Origin of the sequence: Embleya sp. NPDC050493, assembly GCF_044458105.1 — a bacterium.
In the GTDB taxonomy this organism is placed as follows: domain Bacteria; phylum Actinomycetota; class Actinomycetes; order Streptomycetales; family Streptomycetaceae; genus Embleya.
The window spans coordinates 153814-169457 of sequence record NZ_JBITHP010000021.1 but is presented as its reverse complement, the minus strand read 5'-3'; the positions used below and the strand labels follow the sequence as shown (position 1 = coordinate 169457).

The following is a 15644-nucleotide window of genomic DNA, read 5'->3' as shown; positions in this document are numbered from 1 at the left end:
GACCGGCGCGGCTGCCTCGCGGGCACACCCGCGGTGCGATCGGCCCGGCGCCGGGCCCGAGACGCGGCTGCTGCGCCGCCGGCGGAGCGGACCGACACCGGGCGGCCGGCCCTCGATCGTGACCGCGCCCTCGGGCTCAACGCGCGGCGCCGGCCGCGATCCGAGGGGCGATGCCCGCGAGTTCGGCCAGGCGTCGGGCCGAGTCCAGGCGGCCGGCCCGGTCGTAGGCGCTCGTGGTGACCAGGAACTCGTCCGCGTCGGTGCGGGCGAACAGGCCGGCCAGTTCACCGGCCACGCTCTCGGCGGTGCCGTGGATCTGGTCGCGGAGCGCGGCCTCCAGATGTTCCCGCTCGCGCGGACTCATCGCGGTCGCACGGATCCGTTCGGCCGGGATCAGCGGCGGGAAGGTGCCCCGGGTGCGCGAGTAGGCGGCGGCCCATGCCTCGGGCAGCAGCAGGTCGTGGGCCGCCTCCGCGGTGTCCGCGACGGCGACCGTGCCGGCCACCACGACGTAGGGCCGCGCCGACCACGCGGACGGGCGAAAGGCGGTCCGGTAGCGCTCGATCGCGCTCAGCATGCGCTCCTCGCCGATCGCCGCGGCGACCACGAGCGGCACCCCGGCGAGCGCCGCGTGGTCGGCGCCGGCACCGGTGGCGAGCACGAAGGGGGCGGGGCGCAGCCCCTCGGCCGGTCGGGCGTGCACTCCGGGGTGCGCGTCCTGGGTGCCCAGGAAGTAGCCGAGCAGTTCGGCCAGGCGGTCCGGGAAGTCCTCGGCCGCGTCCTTGCCCCGGCCCAACGCGGCCCGGATCCCGTCGGTGAAGCCCACCGACCGACCCACGCCCAGGTCGATCCGTCCCGGGTACAGCGACTCCAGGACGCCGAACTGTTCGGCCACCACCAGCGGTTGGTGGTTGGGCAGCATCACCCCGCCGGTCCCGACCCGGATCCGCTCGGTGACCGCCGCCACCGCGGCGGCCAGCACGGTGGGTGCCGACCCGGCCACGCCCGGCACGCTGTGATGCTCGGCGACCCAGAAGCGGTGGTATCCCAGGCGCTCCACGTCGCGCGCGAACGCCACGGCATGGCGCAGCGCCGAGGAGGGGTGCTCCCCCTCCAGGGTGAGCGACCTGTCGAGCACGGAGAACCGGACACCCGGCGGCAACACATTCACACGAGTGCCAACACCCACCCGAGCCGGTAATTCCCACCCCGTCGGGTCACCCGGCCGGCACCTCGGGACGAGAGGTGCCGGCCGTCGGCACACGTGCGGCCGCCGGCACACATGCAGGAACATCCCCGGGCTCCCGTGAGGGGATCCGCGTCGGCGGACGCGTCCGCTCCTCCCCCGGGGATGTCCCCCATCCCGCCCGGCGGCGGCCGATCGGCCGCCGCCGGGCACCGGGAACCGGTGGCCCCTCCGGTCCCGGAGTCGTGGCACCGGGACGGGACTTCGCAACGCGGCGGTCCCGACCGGTGCCGCGGTCTCAGCGCTCGGCCAGATAGGCCGCGGCCACCGCCCGCAGGTGGTCGTGCCGCCCCTCGTAGGCGCGGTGTCGGCCGAGCACCGCCTTGGGCAGCTTGCCGACCATCGTGTAGTTGGTGTCGCACACGTTGGCGGCCGGGGCCAGGCCGGCCTGGCTGACCAATTGGTAGGCGTCGAGCAGTTCCAGGTCGAGCAGGTCCGCCGTCCAGTCCACCAGGTCGCGCTGGCTGATCCGGAAGGCGTCCTCCAGCGGGCGGGCCGAACCGGTGGTGAGCAGGTATTCGTCGTTCTCCAGGCGCGGCGACGCGGGCGCGCCGCCCTTGATCAGGTCGACCACGATCACCGTGCGCATGGCCGCCTCGACCGCGGTCCCGCACACCTCCCCCTCGCCCTGTCGGGCGTGGCCGTCACCGATCGAGAGCATGCCGCCCGCGACGTTGACGCCGAAGTACGCGGTGGTACCGGCGCGCATCTCGGGCGTGTCCATGTTGCCGCCGTGCGCCCCCGGGGTGATCGACATCAGCGTCTCGCCGCCCGCCGGCGCGACCCCGACGGTGCCGTGCATCGGGTCCAGCGGCAGTTCCACCGTGAAGTCGCTCTTCCGGGCCCGGAAGCGGCAGACGCCGGCCGCGACGTCCAGGTCGTACACCCACACCCTTTCCTCCAGCGGGGCGTGCAGCATCGCCGTGGTCGGCGTCGCGGTCAGCGCGCCGAAGTGCGGGAAGGTGCCGGAAATGCCCCAGTCGCGGGCGGGCGTGATGTCCACGAAGTGCACCGCGAGGGTGTCGCCGGGTTCGGCGCCCTCGACCGCGATCGGTCCGGTGACCGGATTGAGGTAGGGGAAGGTGCACACCGCGCTGGGCAGGTCGTCGATGCCCCTGACGCTCCCGCCGAAGCAGTCCTCGGTGGACAACTCGACGATGGTGCCGGGCCGGACCGTCACGAGCGGCCGGCGCCCGCCGAAGGTGTAGGCGTACTGGTGGTAGGTCGGCCTCAGGGAGACGACTTCGAGCAGGGTCATACCGGTTCCTCGACGTGGTCGATGGCGGAGATTTTGGGCCGGCGGCCCGCCAGGACCAGGCCGGCGAGGAGGGCGACGCCGATCGCGAACCAGATCGTGCCCAGTCGTTTCGCGTCGCCGTCGGCGTTGTAGACGACGTAGGCCAGGATCGCGAAGCCGAGCGAGGGTGCGATCAGGTGTCGCCAGTAGTCCCGGCTCCTGTGCCGGACGAGATAGTGCACGACCACCGACACGTGCAGCACCAGGAAGGTGGTGAGTGCGCCGATGTTGACCAGGCTGCTCAGCGTGGTGATGCCGTCGTCGCGGGTGCTGGTGTACAGGCCCAGGGCGAGCGAGACCGCCGCGGTGAGCAGCGTGGCGTTGACCGGGACCCGGTGCTTGGGGTGCACCTTGGCCAGGAAGGACGGCAGTTGCCGGTCTCGGGCCATCGCGTACAGCAGGCGCGAGGTCGCGGCCTGGGCCACCAGCGAGTTGGCGAAGCCCCACGCGATCGCGGTGGCCACGGCGGTGAGCTTGGCCAGCCAGCCGCCCGCCGCGACCCGGGCCGCGTCGTAGAACGCGGTGCCGTCCGGGTCGCCGTTGTCGATCAGCGCCTTGGGGTCGGACACCAGCAGCGAGGCCACCCACGTCTGCACGATGAACAGCGTCCCGGCCAGGAGCAGCGCGGCGACCATCGACCTGCCGATGGCCTTGGCCGAGTCCTTGTTCTCCTCGGACAGCATGGAGATGCCGTCGAAGCCGAGGAAGCTCAGCGCCGCGATCGAGACGGCGCCGAAGACCAGGCTCCAGGAGAAGGTGTCGCTGTTGTAGATCGGGGTGAAGTCGAAGCCGCGGCCCTTGCCGTCGATCAGCGCGACCACGCCGATCACGATGAACACGATCAGGATGATCAGTTCGCCGATCAGCATGATCTTGTTGACCTTGGCGGTCATCTCCACGCCGAGGTAGTTGACCGCCGTGTTCAGCAGCACGAACCCGACCACCCACATCCACACCGGGATCGAGGTGACGAGCGAGTTCATCGCGACGGCGGCGATCAGGTAGAGCAGGCCGGGGACCAGGATGTAGTCGAGCAGGATCATCCAGCCGGCCAGGAAGCCCACCGGGGCGGCGATGCCGCGGCCGGCGTAGGAGTACACCGATCCGGCCATCGGGAACGCCTGGGACATCTGGGCGTAGGACAGCGCGGTGAACATCATCGCGACCATGCCGATGACGTAGGCGAGCGCCACCATGCCGCCCGAGCCCTGGAACACGCCGCCGAAGATGCCGAACGGCGCGATCGGGACCATGAAGACCAGGCCGTAGACGAGCAGGTCACGAAAGCTCAGGGAGCGGCGGAGTTCTTGCTTGTAGCCGTACTTCTCGATCGACGCGGGGCTGCCGGTCGAGCCCGGGCCGTCGGTCGGGCCGGGACTGTCGGTGGAGCCGGGTCCAGCGGTCGACCCGGGTCTTCCGGTGATTTCGGGCGCGGGGACTTCGCTCATGTTGGTCTCTCCTCGGGACGACCCCGAGGGGTCTCGAAGAGACCTTAGAACCAGTTATTTCCAAATGGAAGTACTTTCTCGTCGCGGCAGCACGGCGAAATCCAGCCCCTCCGCCCGAGCCAGGTACACCTGCCGGCGCGGTGGCCCCAGCGGCGAGCGGGCCCAGGCCCCGGGCGCGGCCTCCGGGTCCCCGTCCAACAGGCGATGTACCTCCGCCGCCAACCCGCTCGGCGCGAGCGCGCCGCGCGCGGCCAACGCCGCGACCAGGTGCAGCCCGTCGTACAGGCCCTCGGCGTAGGCATCCAGCACCGGCGCCTGCGGCCCGAACAACGACCGGTGCCGCTCGGCCAGGCCCAGCCGGCGATCGTCGGTCTGCGACGCGAACGACTGCATCACCGCGTACATCGCGCCGGTGTCGTCCCCGCCGTACGCCAACAGTCCGTTCTCCTCCAGCGAGCCGGACAGTCGCACCAGGATGCGATCCAGCCCGGCATGCCGCAGCGCCCGGTTGAAGTCGACCAGGTCGCGGCCGATCAGGCTGAGCAGCAGCGCATCGGCCCGGGTGGCCCGCAGCCCGGCGAACAACTCGTCCAGCCCCGCCCGCACCGCACCGAAGCCCACCCGCCGCTCGTACACCACACTGCTGCGCGCGTCCGCGATCAACCGCGTGGCGGCGGCGTGGATGGCCTGCGGCCAGATGTAGTCGTTGCCGATCAGCGCCCACCGGCGCAGCCGATGGTGCTCGGTGAGCCACCCGATCGACTCGCGCAACTGACGCATCGGGTCGACCCCCGTGCACACCACCCCGGGCAGTCGGCCGCCGCCCTCGTGCGGCGGGGTGAAGATGTACGGGGTCCGCCCGCTCACCACCGACTCGATCGCCCGATGCACATCGCTGGTGTGGAAGCCGACCAACACGTCCACCGCTCCGGCGTCGCCGAGCAGTTCGACCTGCGCCGCGACCTGGTCGGGCGGCCCGCCGGCGTCCACCAGGACCAGTTCCAGCGGGCGGTCGCGCACCCCGCAGGCCGTGTTGATCTCGTGCGCCGCGAGCAGCGCCGCATCCACCGCGGAGGGCCCGATGATGCCCAGCGCACCGGACTGGGGCACCACGAGCCCCACTCGAAGCACGTGCGGGTTCCGGTCGGAATGCAGTGCGTCGAGCGGCTCGATCAAGACTGTCTCGACGCTCATCAGGCGAGTAAGTATGCTCCCGAGAACGGTCTGGTGAAGGGGTGATGGGCATGTCCGCCGGCGAACTCGCGGAGCGGGCCGTCGGGCAGCCGCTCCTGGTCGAGATGCTCACCCTCGCGCAGCGCCGCCTCACCCGCACGCTGACCCACACGTTGGCCGAGGAGAACTGCACCTTCGACCAGTGGCTCGTGCTGCGCGCCCTGGGCGACGGCGAGGGCCGGTCGATGGGCGATCTGGCCCAGAGCCTGCTGATTCCGCATGCCAGCCTGACCCGGCTCGTGGACGCGCTGGTGGACAACGGCTGGATCTACCGACGCCAGTCCGGCACGGACCGCCGCCGGATCACGGCGCATCTGTCCCGGCGCGGCCACGATCGCCTCACCCGGCTGAACGCGCTGGCCGAGGCGCACGAGTCGGCCGTGCGGGCCGCGTGCGCGAGCGAGGATCCGGCCGCCATCCTGGCCTACCTGGCCGGGCCGGACGCGGCCTGACCGGGCCGGGGCACGCACGCACCGCGCAACGCCCCGGCGCCCGCCCGCACCGGGGCCGCGACCCGACCCCCGCCCGGGCGGCCGACCCCGCCGGACCGGCCCGGCCGCGCCCCGGCCCGTCAGGGCGCCGCCAGGAATCGCGCGGTCACCCCCGCGCCCTTCGCCGCCACGTCCGCCGGCACCCCGCTCGCCACGATCCGGCCGCCGTTCGCCCCGCCGCCGGGACCCATGTCGATCATCCAGTCCGCGCCGGCGATTACGTCCAGGTCGTGTTCGACCACCACCACCGTGCTGCCCGCGGCGACCAGTCCGTGCAACTGGCGCATCAACAACTCGACATCCGCCGGGTGCAGCCCGGCCGTCGGCTCGTCCAACAGGTACAGCGTGTGCCCGCGCCGGGCCCGTTGCAGTTCGCTCGCCAACTTGATCCGCTGCGCCTCGCCGCCGGAGAGCTCGGTCGCCGGTTGGCCCAGCCGCAGATAGCCCAGGCCCACCTCGCGCAGCGTGGTCAGGCTGCGCGCGGCGGCGGGCACCTCGGCGAGGAAGTCGGCGGCGGCGTCCACGGTCAGCCCGAGCACGTCCGCCACACTCAGTCCGCGGTAGGCGACCTCCAGCGTCCGCGGGTTGTAGCGCGCACCGTGGCAGGTCGGACACGGCGCATACGTCCCCGGCAGGAACAGCAGCTCGACCGCGACGAAGCCCTCGCCCGAACACGTCTCGCACCGGCCGCCGTCCACGTTGAAGGAGAACCGGCTCGCGGTCCACCCGCGCTCGCGCGCCGCGTCGGTGTCGGCGAACAGTTTGCGGACCGTGTCGAACAGGCCGGTGTAGGTGGCCAGGTTCGAGCGCGGCGTGCGCCCGATCGGCTTCTGGTCCACCCGCACCATGCGGTCGATCACCTCCAGGCCCTCGACCGCGCGAATCTCCCCGGACTCCTGCCGCCCTTCCTCGTCCTCCTGCGCCCCGCTGCCCAGGTGCTCCGCCGTCACGTCCGCCAACACCCCGCCGATCAGACTGGACTTGCCCGCCCCGGAGACGCCGGTGACCACCGTGAACACGCCCAGCGGCAGGCGCACGTCCAGGTCGCGCAGGTTGTGCAGGCTCACCCCGGTCAGCGTCAGCCACCCGCTCGGCGACCGCGGTTCCCGCGCCGGCCGCGGATCGGTCGGGAACAGGAATCGGCGGGTCGCCGAGTCGGCCACCTCACGCAGCCCGTCCGGCGGGCCGCTGTACAGGATCCGGCCGCCGCCCTCCCCCGCGCCGGGACCCACGTCCACCAGCCAGCCCGCCCGGCGCGCCACCGCCATCCGGTGCTCCACCACGAACAGCGAATTGCCCGCCGCGCGCAGCCGGTCGAGCACCACGAGCAGCGCCTCGGTGTCCGCCGAGTGCAGCCCGGCGGACGGCTCGTCCAGCACGTACACCACCCCGAACAGCCCCGACCGCAACTGGGTGGCCAGCCGCAACCGCTGCAGTTCGCCCGACGACAACGTCGGCGTCTCCCGGTCCATGCTCAAGTAGCCCAGGCCCAACTCGACCAGCACCGCGATCCGCGCCACCAGGTCGGCGCAGATCGTCGCGGCCGGCTCGCCGTCGGCCCCGGCCCCGGCCAGTACCTTCGCCGCCTCCGCCAGCGGCAGGGCGACCAGCGCGGCGATGTCGTATCCCGCGAAGGTCACCGCCAGCGATGCGGGCCGCAGCCGCCGACCGTGGCACACCGGGCACGGTCCGCTGTCCAGGAAGCGCTCGACCCGTTTGCGCTGTGTCGCGCTCTTCGAACTCGCGAACGTCTTCAGCACGATCCGCCGCGCGCTGCTGTACGTGCCCTGGTAGTCGCGCTGGATCCGGCTCGCGTCGCGCACCGGGTGCACGGTGACCACCGGCTGATCGTCGGTGAACAGGATCCACTCCCGCTCCGCCCTGGGCAGCTCGCGCCACGGCCGGTCCACGTCGTAGCCGAGCGTGGCCAGGATGTCCCGCAGGTTCTTCCCGTACCAGGCACCGGGCCACGCGGCGATCGCCCCGTCCCGGATCGATTTGCCCGGATCCGGAACCAGCGACTCCTCGCTCACCTCGTGCACCAGGCCCAAGCCGTGACAGTTCGGGCAGGCCCCGGCCGCGGTGTTCGGCGAGAACGCGTCCGAATCCACCCGCTCCGCGCCGGGCGGGTAGTCGCCGGCCCGGGAGAAGAGCATCCGCAGCGAATTGGACAGTGTCGTCAGGGTGCCCACCGTCGAGCGCGAGGTCGGCGCGGACCGCTGCTGACGCAGCGCGATGGCCGGCGGCAACCCGCTGATCTCGTCCACGTGCGGCGCGCCGACCTGCTGGATCAACCGCCGGGCATAGGGCGCGATCGACTCGAAGTAGCGCCGCTGCGCCTCCGCGTACACCGTGCCGAACGCCAGCGAGGACTTGCCCGATCCGGACACCCCCGTGAACACCACGAACGTGTCGCGCGGAATGTCCACGTCCACGTCCCGCAGGTTGTGCTCCCGCGCACCGCGCACCCGCACATACGGATCGTGCTCGGTCATCACATCGCTCCTCGCACACCGCTCCTCGAACCACCGGCCGAAGGTTGTCCTATGCCCGCCGAAGAGTGATCCACAACCGCGGCCGGCACCACGACGGGCGACGAACGCACTGGTGATCGTCGGGATCCGCGGCTAACGTCGGCGCGCGCCGGGTGGTCCGGGGCGGCTGGGCTGTGGCAAGGGGGCGGCGATGGGGCTGGAGGCGGTCGATCCGCGGACGCCGGTGTTGGTCGGGGCCGGGGTGGCGCGGCAGCGCCTGACCGAGGCCGGGGCCGGAGTCGGCGAGTTGGAGCTGATGGCGCAGGCGGTCGAGGAGGCCGCCGCGGGGTCGGGCGCGCTGTTGCGGGCGGTAGGGCACGTGCTCGTACCGCGCGGGACCTGGCGGCACGGCGATCCCGGGCGCTGGTTGGCGGACCGGTTCAAGATCGTGGACGCGCACAGCACGCTGGCCGAACTGGGGGTCCTGCAACAGTCGTTGATCACCCGGGCCTGCGCCGAGATCGCCGCCGGGCGGGCCGAGGCGGTGCTCGTCGTGGGCGGCGAGGCGGCACATCGGCGACTGCGCGCGCGGATCGCCGGGCTCGAACTCGCGGATCCGGTCGCGGAGGGGGTCCCGGACACGGTGTGGGCGCCCGGCGCGGACATCCTGGCCCGGGTCGAGATCGATCGGCATCTGGCCGTGCCCGCGCGGCAGTACGCGGTGATGGAGTCGGCGATCGGCGCCGCGCGGGGCCGGCCGCCGGCGGACGATGCCCGGGAGATCGCCGCGCTGTGGGCGGATTTCTCGACGGTCGCCGCCGACGCCGGGCACTCGATCCGGGGCCGCGCGGTGTCCGCGGACGAGCTGCTGGCACCCGACGGGCGCAACGCGTGGCTGGCGAGCCCGTACTCGAAGTGGCACTGCTCGCAGATGAACGTCGACCAGGCCGCCGCGTTGCTGCTGTGCTCGACCGAGGCCGCGCGCCGGTTCGGGGAGGCCCGCGACCGGTGGGTGTTCCCGACGGCGGCGGCCGAGGCGAACACGATGGTGCCGCTGGTGGCCCGGCCCGATCCGGGCCGCTCCCCGGGGTTCGCCGCGGTCGGCGCGGCACTGGGCGCCGGGCTGTCCGACACGACGCACCTGGACCTGTACAGCTGCTTTCCGGCGGCGGTCCGGATCCAGCGGCACGAGCTGGGCCTGAGCGGGCGCCCCGGCCGGGAGCTGACCGCGACGGGCGGGATGGCGTTCGCCGGCGGACCGCTGAACAACTACGCGTTGCAGGCGACGGTCGAGGTGGCCCGACGGGTGCGCGCGGGCGGCGACGGGCTGGTGACGAGCGTGTCCGGGATGGTCACCAAGCAGGCCGGCGCGTTGTGGTCGGATCGTCCGCCCGCCGACGGTTTCCGCGCGATCGAGGTACGCGCGGAGTTGCCGAGCCGCCCGGTGGACCCGGACTACACGGGGCCGGCCGAGGTGGTGGGCTGCACGGTGGCGTTCGAGCAGGGCGAACCGGCGATCGCGATCGCGGTCGTGGAGGGCACCGGAGGCGTACGGTCGGTGGCGACCTCGACGCACCCGGACGTACTGGCGTCCATGCGCACCGACACCTGGGTCGGCCGATCGGTACACGTGGCCGGCGACGCCCTCTCGGCATGATCGGCCGGGCCGCGGGCTACAGCGGCCTCAGGTCGTCGTCGTCCTCCTCGATCGGGGCGGGCACCGGCTTGGGGCCGAACAACCGGCGCAGCACCGGTTCGGCGTAGCGCGCAGTGAAGGGACCGGCGACCACGAGGATGAGCACGTAGGCGGCGGCGAACGGCCCCATCCGGGGTTCGACGCCCGATGTGGCGGCCAGGCCGGCGATCACGATGGAGAACTCGCCGCGTGCGACGAGTGCGCCGCCGGCCCGGTAGCGGCCGGGTTTGGCGATGCCGGCCCGGGCGGCGGCCCAGTAGCCGGTGGCGATCTTGGTCAGCGCGGTGACCAGGGCCAGCGCCGCGGCGGGCAGCAGCACGCCCGGCAGCGCGCCCGGGTCGGTGGACAGGCCGAAGAACACGAAGAAGACCGCGGCGAACAGGTCGCGCAGCGGCGCCAGCAGGGTCTGCGCGTGTTCGGCCACGTCGCCGGAGATCGCGATGCCGACCAGGAAGGCGCCGACGGCCGCGGAGACCTGGAGCTTGTCCGCGACGCCGGCGACGAGCAGCGTCAGGCCGAGCACGCCGAGGAGCAGGAACTCCGGCTCCTCGCTGGAGAGTGCCTTGGAGATCCGGCCGCCGTGCCGAAGCGCGAGGAAGAGCACGATGCTGATCGTGCCCAGCGCGATGGCCACGGTGAGCGAGCCGCCGAGCAACCCGACGCCGGCCAACAGCGCGGTGAGAATGGGCAGGTAGAGCGCCATCGCGAGGTCTTCGATGACCAGGACGGACAGCACGACCGGGGTCTCCCGGTTGCCCAGGTGGCCCAGGTCGCCGAGCACCTTCGCGATCACCCCGGACGACGAGATCCAGGTGACGCCGGCCAGGGCGAGCGCGGCGGTGGGCCCCCAGCCGAGCAGCAGGCCGGCCAGGAAGCCGGGGACCGCGTTGAGCAGCGCGTCGATCGCCCCGGCGGGTGCGGCGGCGCGCAGGTTGGTGACCAGTTCGCCGGCCGTGTACTCCAGGCCGAGCAGCAGCAGGAGCAGGACCACGCCGATCTCGGCGCCGATCTCGATGAAGTCGTCGCTCTGCGAGAGGTCGAGCACGCCGCCGTGCCCGAAGGCGAGGCCGCCGAGGAGGTAGAAGGGGATGGGTGACATCCCCATTCGGGTGGCGACCCGACCGAGGATGGACAGGCCCAGGATGATGGCGCCGAGTTCGATGAGCAGTGTTGCCGGGTGCATGGTGGGGCTGTACTCGCGGTGTTCGCAGGGGCAGGACGGTCTGCGGCTCGAACGCGGGTGAGGGGGTCCGCGAGCGGGCGGGGTCAGTCCTCGGCGAGCAGTTCGGCGAGCGCCACGGCCTCGGCGCGGGTCAGTCGCACGCCGGGCCCGCAGGCATCCGGGTCGTCGACGTTGTAGAAGGCGATCCGACGCACCCCGTCCCGGCCGGCGACCACGGAGATGGCGCGGCCGGCGACGGTGGAGAGCGTGTACTGCGTACCGATGCCCGGGAGGGGGGTTTCGCTGATCGGGACCTGGCCGCCCATGGGTTTCTCCTGTTCGAACGAGGGCCTTCAGATTAGGTGCAACCAGGGGGTGGTCGGCCTTCTTCCTGGCGTATCGATGCGGCTTCCACCCGGATTTGCCCGATTGATCGAAGGCGTCATGGGTGGATTTCGTCGAATGATCAGGCCGCCGGACGACGCGGCGAACGCGCGTGCACAGGTGCTCGCAGATGCCTGCGACGGCATGATCGGCGTGGCCGGAGGTGGGGCGGCGTCGGTGCGGGTATCCGCAAGGTGACGTCGCCGCCGCGACGTGTCCGGGCACGCCCGGAACCGCCCTCGTCCAGGAGGTCGCCGTGACCGACCCATGGCCGGACCCACTGCCCCCGGCCCCACCGATGCCCACGCCACACCCGCTGCCGGAACCCGGCCCCGAACCACTGCCCCCCGACCCGGGCTCGCCCCCTGTCCCGGACGAGCCGCATCCGACGCCGGATCCGGGACCCCTGCGCTGAGCGGACCGGGAGGGGCCTCGCGCCGAGCTCGCGACGGGCGTCGGGGGTGCACGTCGGGTGCGCGCACGCCGGCTACCGAACGAGACGGCCGGGCCGGCACGCTGGAGGCATGGACGAGCAGACCGAGGACCCCCGTCGACCCCGACACACGATCGGAATCGGCGGGCCCGAGCACGCCACCCCGGCCGAGTTGCGCGCCGAACTGCCCGACGACCTGCGCATGGAATTCGAGGACGAGTACCAGGCCGCACTCACCGCGGCCAACGCCAATGGCGATCTCCGGCCCCTCGCCGACATGCTGCCCCCGTGGCAGGGCGAACTCGCACGCCGCCGCTCCCCAAACCGGCCCGAGATGGAAGAGACCATCCGCCGGTTGAACGCCGGCCTCCCCGTCGACACCGCGCCCGCCGACCGCACGAAGATCCTGTAAATCCCAGCGGCCCAACGAAAACAGAAGTCACCTGCCCTGGCCCAATGCCTCGCGAGTCCTCGCAGGTTCGCACGGATGCCCGCAGGACCTCGCGACATCTCGCGGTCTCTCCCGGGCTTTCTCTGCGCGAGCAGGCCGAGCTGTTCGACCCTGACGGCCGCACATCGCACGCCCTGGTGCGGTACGTGCATCGAGACGGGCCGACGGAGCGCTCCGTCGTGATGAGCGCGGAGGCCCGAACGGCGGCGGCCGGAGAGGCGGGGCTGCTCGGGGTTGCCATCGGGTCGCTCCTGTTCGTGGTCCGGGTGGTCTGGTACGCGCGGGATGGACAGGCCGCGGTGGTCGAGGAGTTGCTGTTGCCGGCGGATCGGTGGCGGGTGCGGCTCGGGTAGGTCACACCGGCCGTGTCGGCGGCCCGTCCTGGTACATCTCGTCGGCGGGCGCGGTGACCGTTTCCTGCGTCCGGACGCCGTGCTCGTACTCGACCATCCACCGGGTGCCGTCGTGCCATACCCGGGTGATGGTGCCGAGGTGGTGGTTGCGGGGGCCGAGCTTGCGCCACAGGGTGTCGCCGACGGACCACGGGGGTGAGCTGGACATGACGTCTCCATCGCGGGTGTGAGTGGTGGTGCCCCGCCCGGCCGGCGCCAGAGCGCGATCTCCCGGCCGGGCGGAGACGGTGGGACCCGGCGGCGATACCAGCGCCACCGGTCCGGTCGCCCGTCGAACGGAAGGGCGGGCGACGAGGAGGCCGGCCCGGCGGCGCGGTGGGATGCGCGGGCCGGGCCGGAGGCCGCGAGCGGTGCCCAGCCGCAGCGGCGGGAGGGCGGCTCGTCAGCCGCCCGAGACGGCAGGCCGGTCGGTCGTGGCCGGGACCGGGTACAGCATGTGGCGGCGGATCTCGTGTTGCAGGGCCACCAGTTCGTCGTCCGTCAGGTCCACCGGCGTCCGATCGGGCAGCGTGACGCGGTTCGGGCGGTTCGGCTTGCCGGACGGGTCGACGTGGATGGATTCGCTCAAGGTGTCTCAGCTCCCATGGCCAGGACGAGATCATGTGGATCCGTCAGGATCGGCAGGCCCCCTTCGTCGAGTGGCGGAGTGACCAGCCACACCGCCGACAGGGAGGAGCCCGGGGATTGCGCCGGGAGCCGGATCAGACAGCCCGGGCCCATGCACCGGGACGAGACGTCGGCCGATACGCCGAACTGGTCCACGAGTTCATCCCAGCAGTCGCTGACGCCCAGGGGCACGAGGAACTGTGCCGAAGTGCGATACCCGGAGACGGGGCCTATCCGTGTGCCGGCGGAGGTCAGGCGCTCGACGACACGTTCCGCAAGCTGCCGGGCGACGACCACCACATCGAAGAGAACGCCGGTCTCGACGCACCGGAGTCCGTCGTCGCCCGCGCTCCCAGGCTCGCCCAGGGCTGTGATCGATGATACCCAGCGGGTCCACGCGGCCGGCTCGGCGTGCGCAATCTCTGCCATACGTCGAGATTGACCCACGGCAAGGGGATCAACTTTCACACCTTGTGAAAGCCCTACATGCCCACCCATGACGCGAACGCCGTCAGGCTTCCAGGGACCGTTCGCCTGTGACGGACCAGCGCCTCCACGGTCTCCCTGACCGACGGGTGGTAGCGCGCCTGCTGGGGAGCCGCGGCGCGGGCCTTGTTCAGGCACTCCAGCGCCTTGTCGTGCCGACCCTTCCACAGGTAGGCGCGGCTCATGTCGATCCAGTGGTGACCCTCCCGCGATCGAGGCCAGTCCGGGGGAAACGTCAGGGGATCCCCCTCCGCGATCGCATCGTCCGGGCGCTCCAGGTCCACCGCTGTCGAGACGGCGTGCACCACGACGTTGGTGGGCCCCCACGACAGGCCGTAATGAGGCAACTCGCCGGTCCGCTGCGCAAGCTCGCGGGCGGCGTGAATGCGCTCGCTCGCACCCTGCGAGTCGTGGCGGCGAGCGGCGAGCACAGCAGCCTGGAGATGCAGCGCACCCGTCAGCGCCGCCGAGCGTCCGTCGTCGAGACCCGACTCCTGCAACTGTGCCTGTGTCACCTCCACGAGACGCAGACCGACGTCGTGGCGGCCGGTCGTGAACGTGGATTGCACCCTCAGGAACGAGCGCAGCGCGGACAGGTACGGGTCGTCCGACAGGGGCGCACACCAGGCCATGCGCTCCAGGGCGACCGTGCCGAGATCGATGAGCCCCAACTTGTACGCCAGGGTGTGCACGCAGCGATACACGTCACCCATCAGCGAATACAGGTGAGCCCGGTCCTCCGGGGTGGCCGACTCTTGTGCGGCCTGCACGAGTTCGTCGATGAGCGCCGGCAGCGTCTGGGCCATGGACCCGTATTGCGCGTTCCGCCGATGCACCATGGCACGCCGCACATCCACCTCAAGGTCCGCAATGGACCGCGGCCGCACCTCCCACTCCAGCGCCAGATCCCAATTGTCGAGGGCCGCCCGGATCGGCTGAATCAATTCCTCGATCCGATCACGCCGGAGTTCGGCGAGATACGGCTGCCCGGTGAGGTCGAACGACGTCACGCTCAAAGCCCTGGCACAAGCCGCTATCAGGGCGGGCGTGGCAGGTCGATGCCCGGATTCCACCTTGGTGAGCAGGCTGTACGACACACACGCCTGCCGGGCCAAGCCCCGCTGGGTGAAACCACGCAACTTGCGGTAGGCCGCGATCCGGGCCCCCGTCGACTCGTGCTTGAGCACCGGCATGCCGAACTCCATTCCTGATGCTGAACAAAGCGTAGGCGCTCGTAGGCTCCCCGCATGACGAATCGTGTGCTGTACGTCGTGGCCGGGGCCGCTCCTCCCGTGCGTGACCTCGTGACCCTGATCCGCGTCCTGCGCCGAGGCGGCTGGGACACATGCGTCACGCTCACCCCGACCGCCGCAGCGTGGCTCGACACCGGCCTCGACGATCTGACCGCCGCCGCGGGGCGTTCGGTGCGCACATGCGATCGCCGGCCGGACGACCCACGGCCGCACCCCGCCCCGGATGCGCTGCTCGCCTGCCCGCTGACGTTCAACACCCTGAACAAGTGGGCCCTCGGCATCTCCGACAACGTGGCCCTCGGCACCCTGAACGAGGCACTGGGCTCAGGTATCCCGATCGTCGCCGTGCCGTGGTTCAAGGGCGCCCTCGCCGCGCATCCGGCATCTGCCCGGAGCCGGGAATCACTCCGAGAGAGCGGCGTCGATCTGATCCTCGACGGGAACGGTGCACCCCTCAGTGGTTACGACACACTCGACTGGTCAACGGTAGCCGGCCGCCTGCCCGTCGTCGCGTAGGGCGCACACCGGGTCGCGTACTCCGCCCGGGTGCGCCGGCTACCGATCACGGCCG

General features: G+C 72.0%; 16 protein-coding genes. 5 read left to right on the top strand and 11 right to left on the bottom strand.

Features of this window, described 5'->3' with window-relative positions; all coding sequences use genetic code 11:
* Window positions 1–136: 136 nt before the first annotated feature.
* The 4 genes from ACIBM5_RS32865 to ACIBM5_RS32850 form a co-directional block, all read right to left on the bottom strand.
* A complete protein-coding gene (locus ACIBM5_RS32865; protein ID WP_396010256.1) occupies window positions 137–1138 on the bottom strand; it encodes an MsnO8 family LLM class oxidoreductase in 1002 nt (333 codons plus the stop codon).
* A gap of 346 nt (window positions 1139–1484) precedes the next feature.
* On the bottom strand, window positions 1485–2504 hold the full coding sequence (locus ACIBM5_RS32860; RefSeq protein ID WP_396010255.1) for an acetamidase/formamidase family protein: 1020 nt from the start codon (window positions 2502–2504) through the stop codon (window positions 1485–1487).
* A complete protein-coding gene (locus tag ACIBM5_RS32855) occupies window positions 2501–3991 on the bottom strand; it encodes an APC family permease (RefSeq protein WP_396010254.1) in 1491 nt (496 codons plus the stop codon). Before ACIBM5_RS32855 ends, ACIBM5_RS32860 begins: the two co-directional genes overlap by 4 nt.
* A gap of 54 nt (window positions 3992–4045) precedes the next feature.
* On the bottom strand, window positions 4046–5185 hold the full coding sequence (locus ACIBM5_RS32850) for a substrate-binding domain-containing protein (RefSeq protein WP_396010253.1): 1140 nt from the start codon (window positions 5183–5185) through the stop codon (window positions 4046–4048).
* Between the two features lie 50 nt (window positions 5186–5235).
* Between ACIBM5_RS32850 and ACIBM5_RS32845 the strand changes: the two genes are divergently transcribed.
* Entirely contained in the window at window positions 5236–5676 is a 441-nt protein-coding gene (locus ACIBM5_RS32845; protein WP_396010252.1) for a MarR family winged helix-turn-helix transcriptional regulator, read from the top strand.
* Between the two features lie 119 nt (window positions 5677–5795).
* On the opposite strand, the gene ACIBM5_RS32840 is transcribed toward ACIBM5_RS32845, so the two are convergent.
* Window positions 5796–8213, bottom strand: a complete 2418-nt coding sequence (locus ACIBM5_RS32840) for an ATP-binding cassette domain-containing protein (RefSeq protein ID WP_396010251.1) — start codon at window positions 8211–8213, stop codon at window positions 5796–5798.
* Window positions 8214–8400: 187 nt separating this feature from the next.
* On the opposite strand from ACIBM5_RS32840, the gene ACIBM5_RS32835 reads away from it, so the two are divergent.
* Complete coding sequence (locus ACIBM5_RS32835; RefSeq protein ID WP_396010249.1) at window positions 8401–9846, top strand: hypothetical protein; 1446 nt, start codon at window positions 8401–8403, stop codon at window positions 9844–9846.
* 16 nt (window positions 9847–9862) lie between these two features.
* Here ACIBM5_RS32835 and ACIBM5_RS32830 read toward each other — a convergent pair whose 3' ends face one another.
* The gene (locus ACIBM5_RS32830; RefSeq protein WP_396010248.1) at window positions 9863–11068 is read right to left on the bottom strand and encodes a cation:proton antiporter; all 1206 of its coding nucleotides are present in this window, start codon (window positions 11066–11068) and stop codon (window positions 9863–9865) included.
* 83 nt (window positions 11069–11151) lie between these two features.
* Window positions 11152–11373 carry a hypothetical protein gene (locus tag ACIBM5_RS32825; RefSeq protein ID WP_020555717.1) on the bottom strand — a complete coding sequence of 74 codons (222 nt, stop codon included), beginning with the start codon at window positions 11371–11373 and terminating at the stop codon, window positions 11152–11154.
* Window positions 11374–11955: 582 nt separating this feature from the next.
* Between ACIBM5_RS32825 and ACIBM5_RS32820 the strand changes: the two genes are divergently transcribed.
* Both ACIBM5_RS32820 and ACIBM5_RS32815 read left to right on the top strand, forming a co-directional pair.
* Entirely contained in the window at window positions 11956–12276 is a 321-nt protein-coding gene (locus ACIBM5_RS32820) for a DUF6247 family protein (RefSeq protein WP_396010247.1), read from the top strand.
* 44 nt (window positions 12277–12320) lie between these two features.
* Window positions 12321–12668, top strand: coding sequence for a hypothetical protein (locus tag ACIBM5_RS32815; RefSeq protein WP_396010246.1), 348 nt, complete (start codon window positions 12321–12323; stop codon window positions 12666–12668).
* 1 nt (window position 12669) lies between these two features.
* Here ACIBM5_RS32815 and ACIBM5_RS32810 read toward each other — a convergent pair whose 3' ends face one another.
* The 4 genes from ACIBM5_RS32810 to ACIBM5_RS32795 all read right to left on the bottom strand — a co-directional run bounded on the left by ACIBM5_RS32810 (window position 12670) and on the right by ACIBM5_RS32795 (window position 15013).
* Window positions 12670–12876: a hypothetical protein gene (locus ACIBM5_RS32810; RefSeq protein WP_396010244.1), complete on the bottom strand. Its 207-nt coding sequence runs from the start codon at window positions 12874–12876 to the stop codon at window positions 12670–12672.
* A 234-nt stretch (window positions 12877–13110) separates the two neighbouring features.
* Complete coding sequence (locus ACIBM5_RS32805) at window positions 13111–13296, bottom strand: hypothetical protein (protein WP_396010242.1); 186 nt, start codon at window positions 13294–13296, stop codon at window positions 13111–13113.
* Window positions 13293–13763 carry a hypothetical protein gene (locus ACIBM5_RS32800; RefSeq protein ID WP_396010241.1) on the bottom strand — a complete coding sequence of 157 codons (471 nt, stop codon included), beginning with the start codon at window positions 13761–13763 and terminating at the stop codon, window positions 13293–13295. Before ACIBM5_RS32800 ends, ACIBM5_RS32805 begins: the two co-directional genes overlap by 4 nt.
* Before the next feature lie 53 nt (window positions 13764–13816).
* Window positions 13817–15013, bottom strand: coding sequence for a helix-turn-helix domain-containing protein (locus ACIBM5_RS32795; protein ID WP_396010240.1), 1197 nt, complete (start codon window positions 15011–15013; stop codon window positions 13817–13819).
* A gap of 54 nt (window positions 15014–15067) precedes the next feature.
* Between ACIBM5_RS32795 and ACIBM5_RS32790 the strand changes: the two genes are divergently transcribed.
* Window positions 15068–15589 (top strand): flavoprotein, encoded by a 522-nt coding sequence (locus ACIBM5_RS32790; RefSeq protein WP_396010238.1) that lies wholly within the window; start codon window positions 15068–15070, stop codon window positions 15587–15589.
* The last annotated feature ends 55 nt before the right edge of the window (window positions 15590–15644 follow it).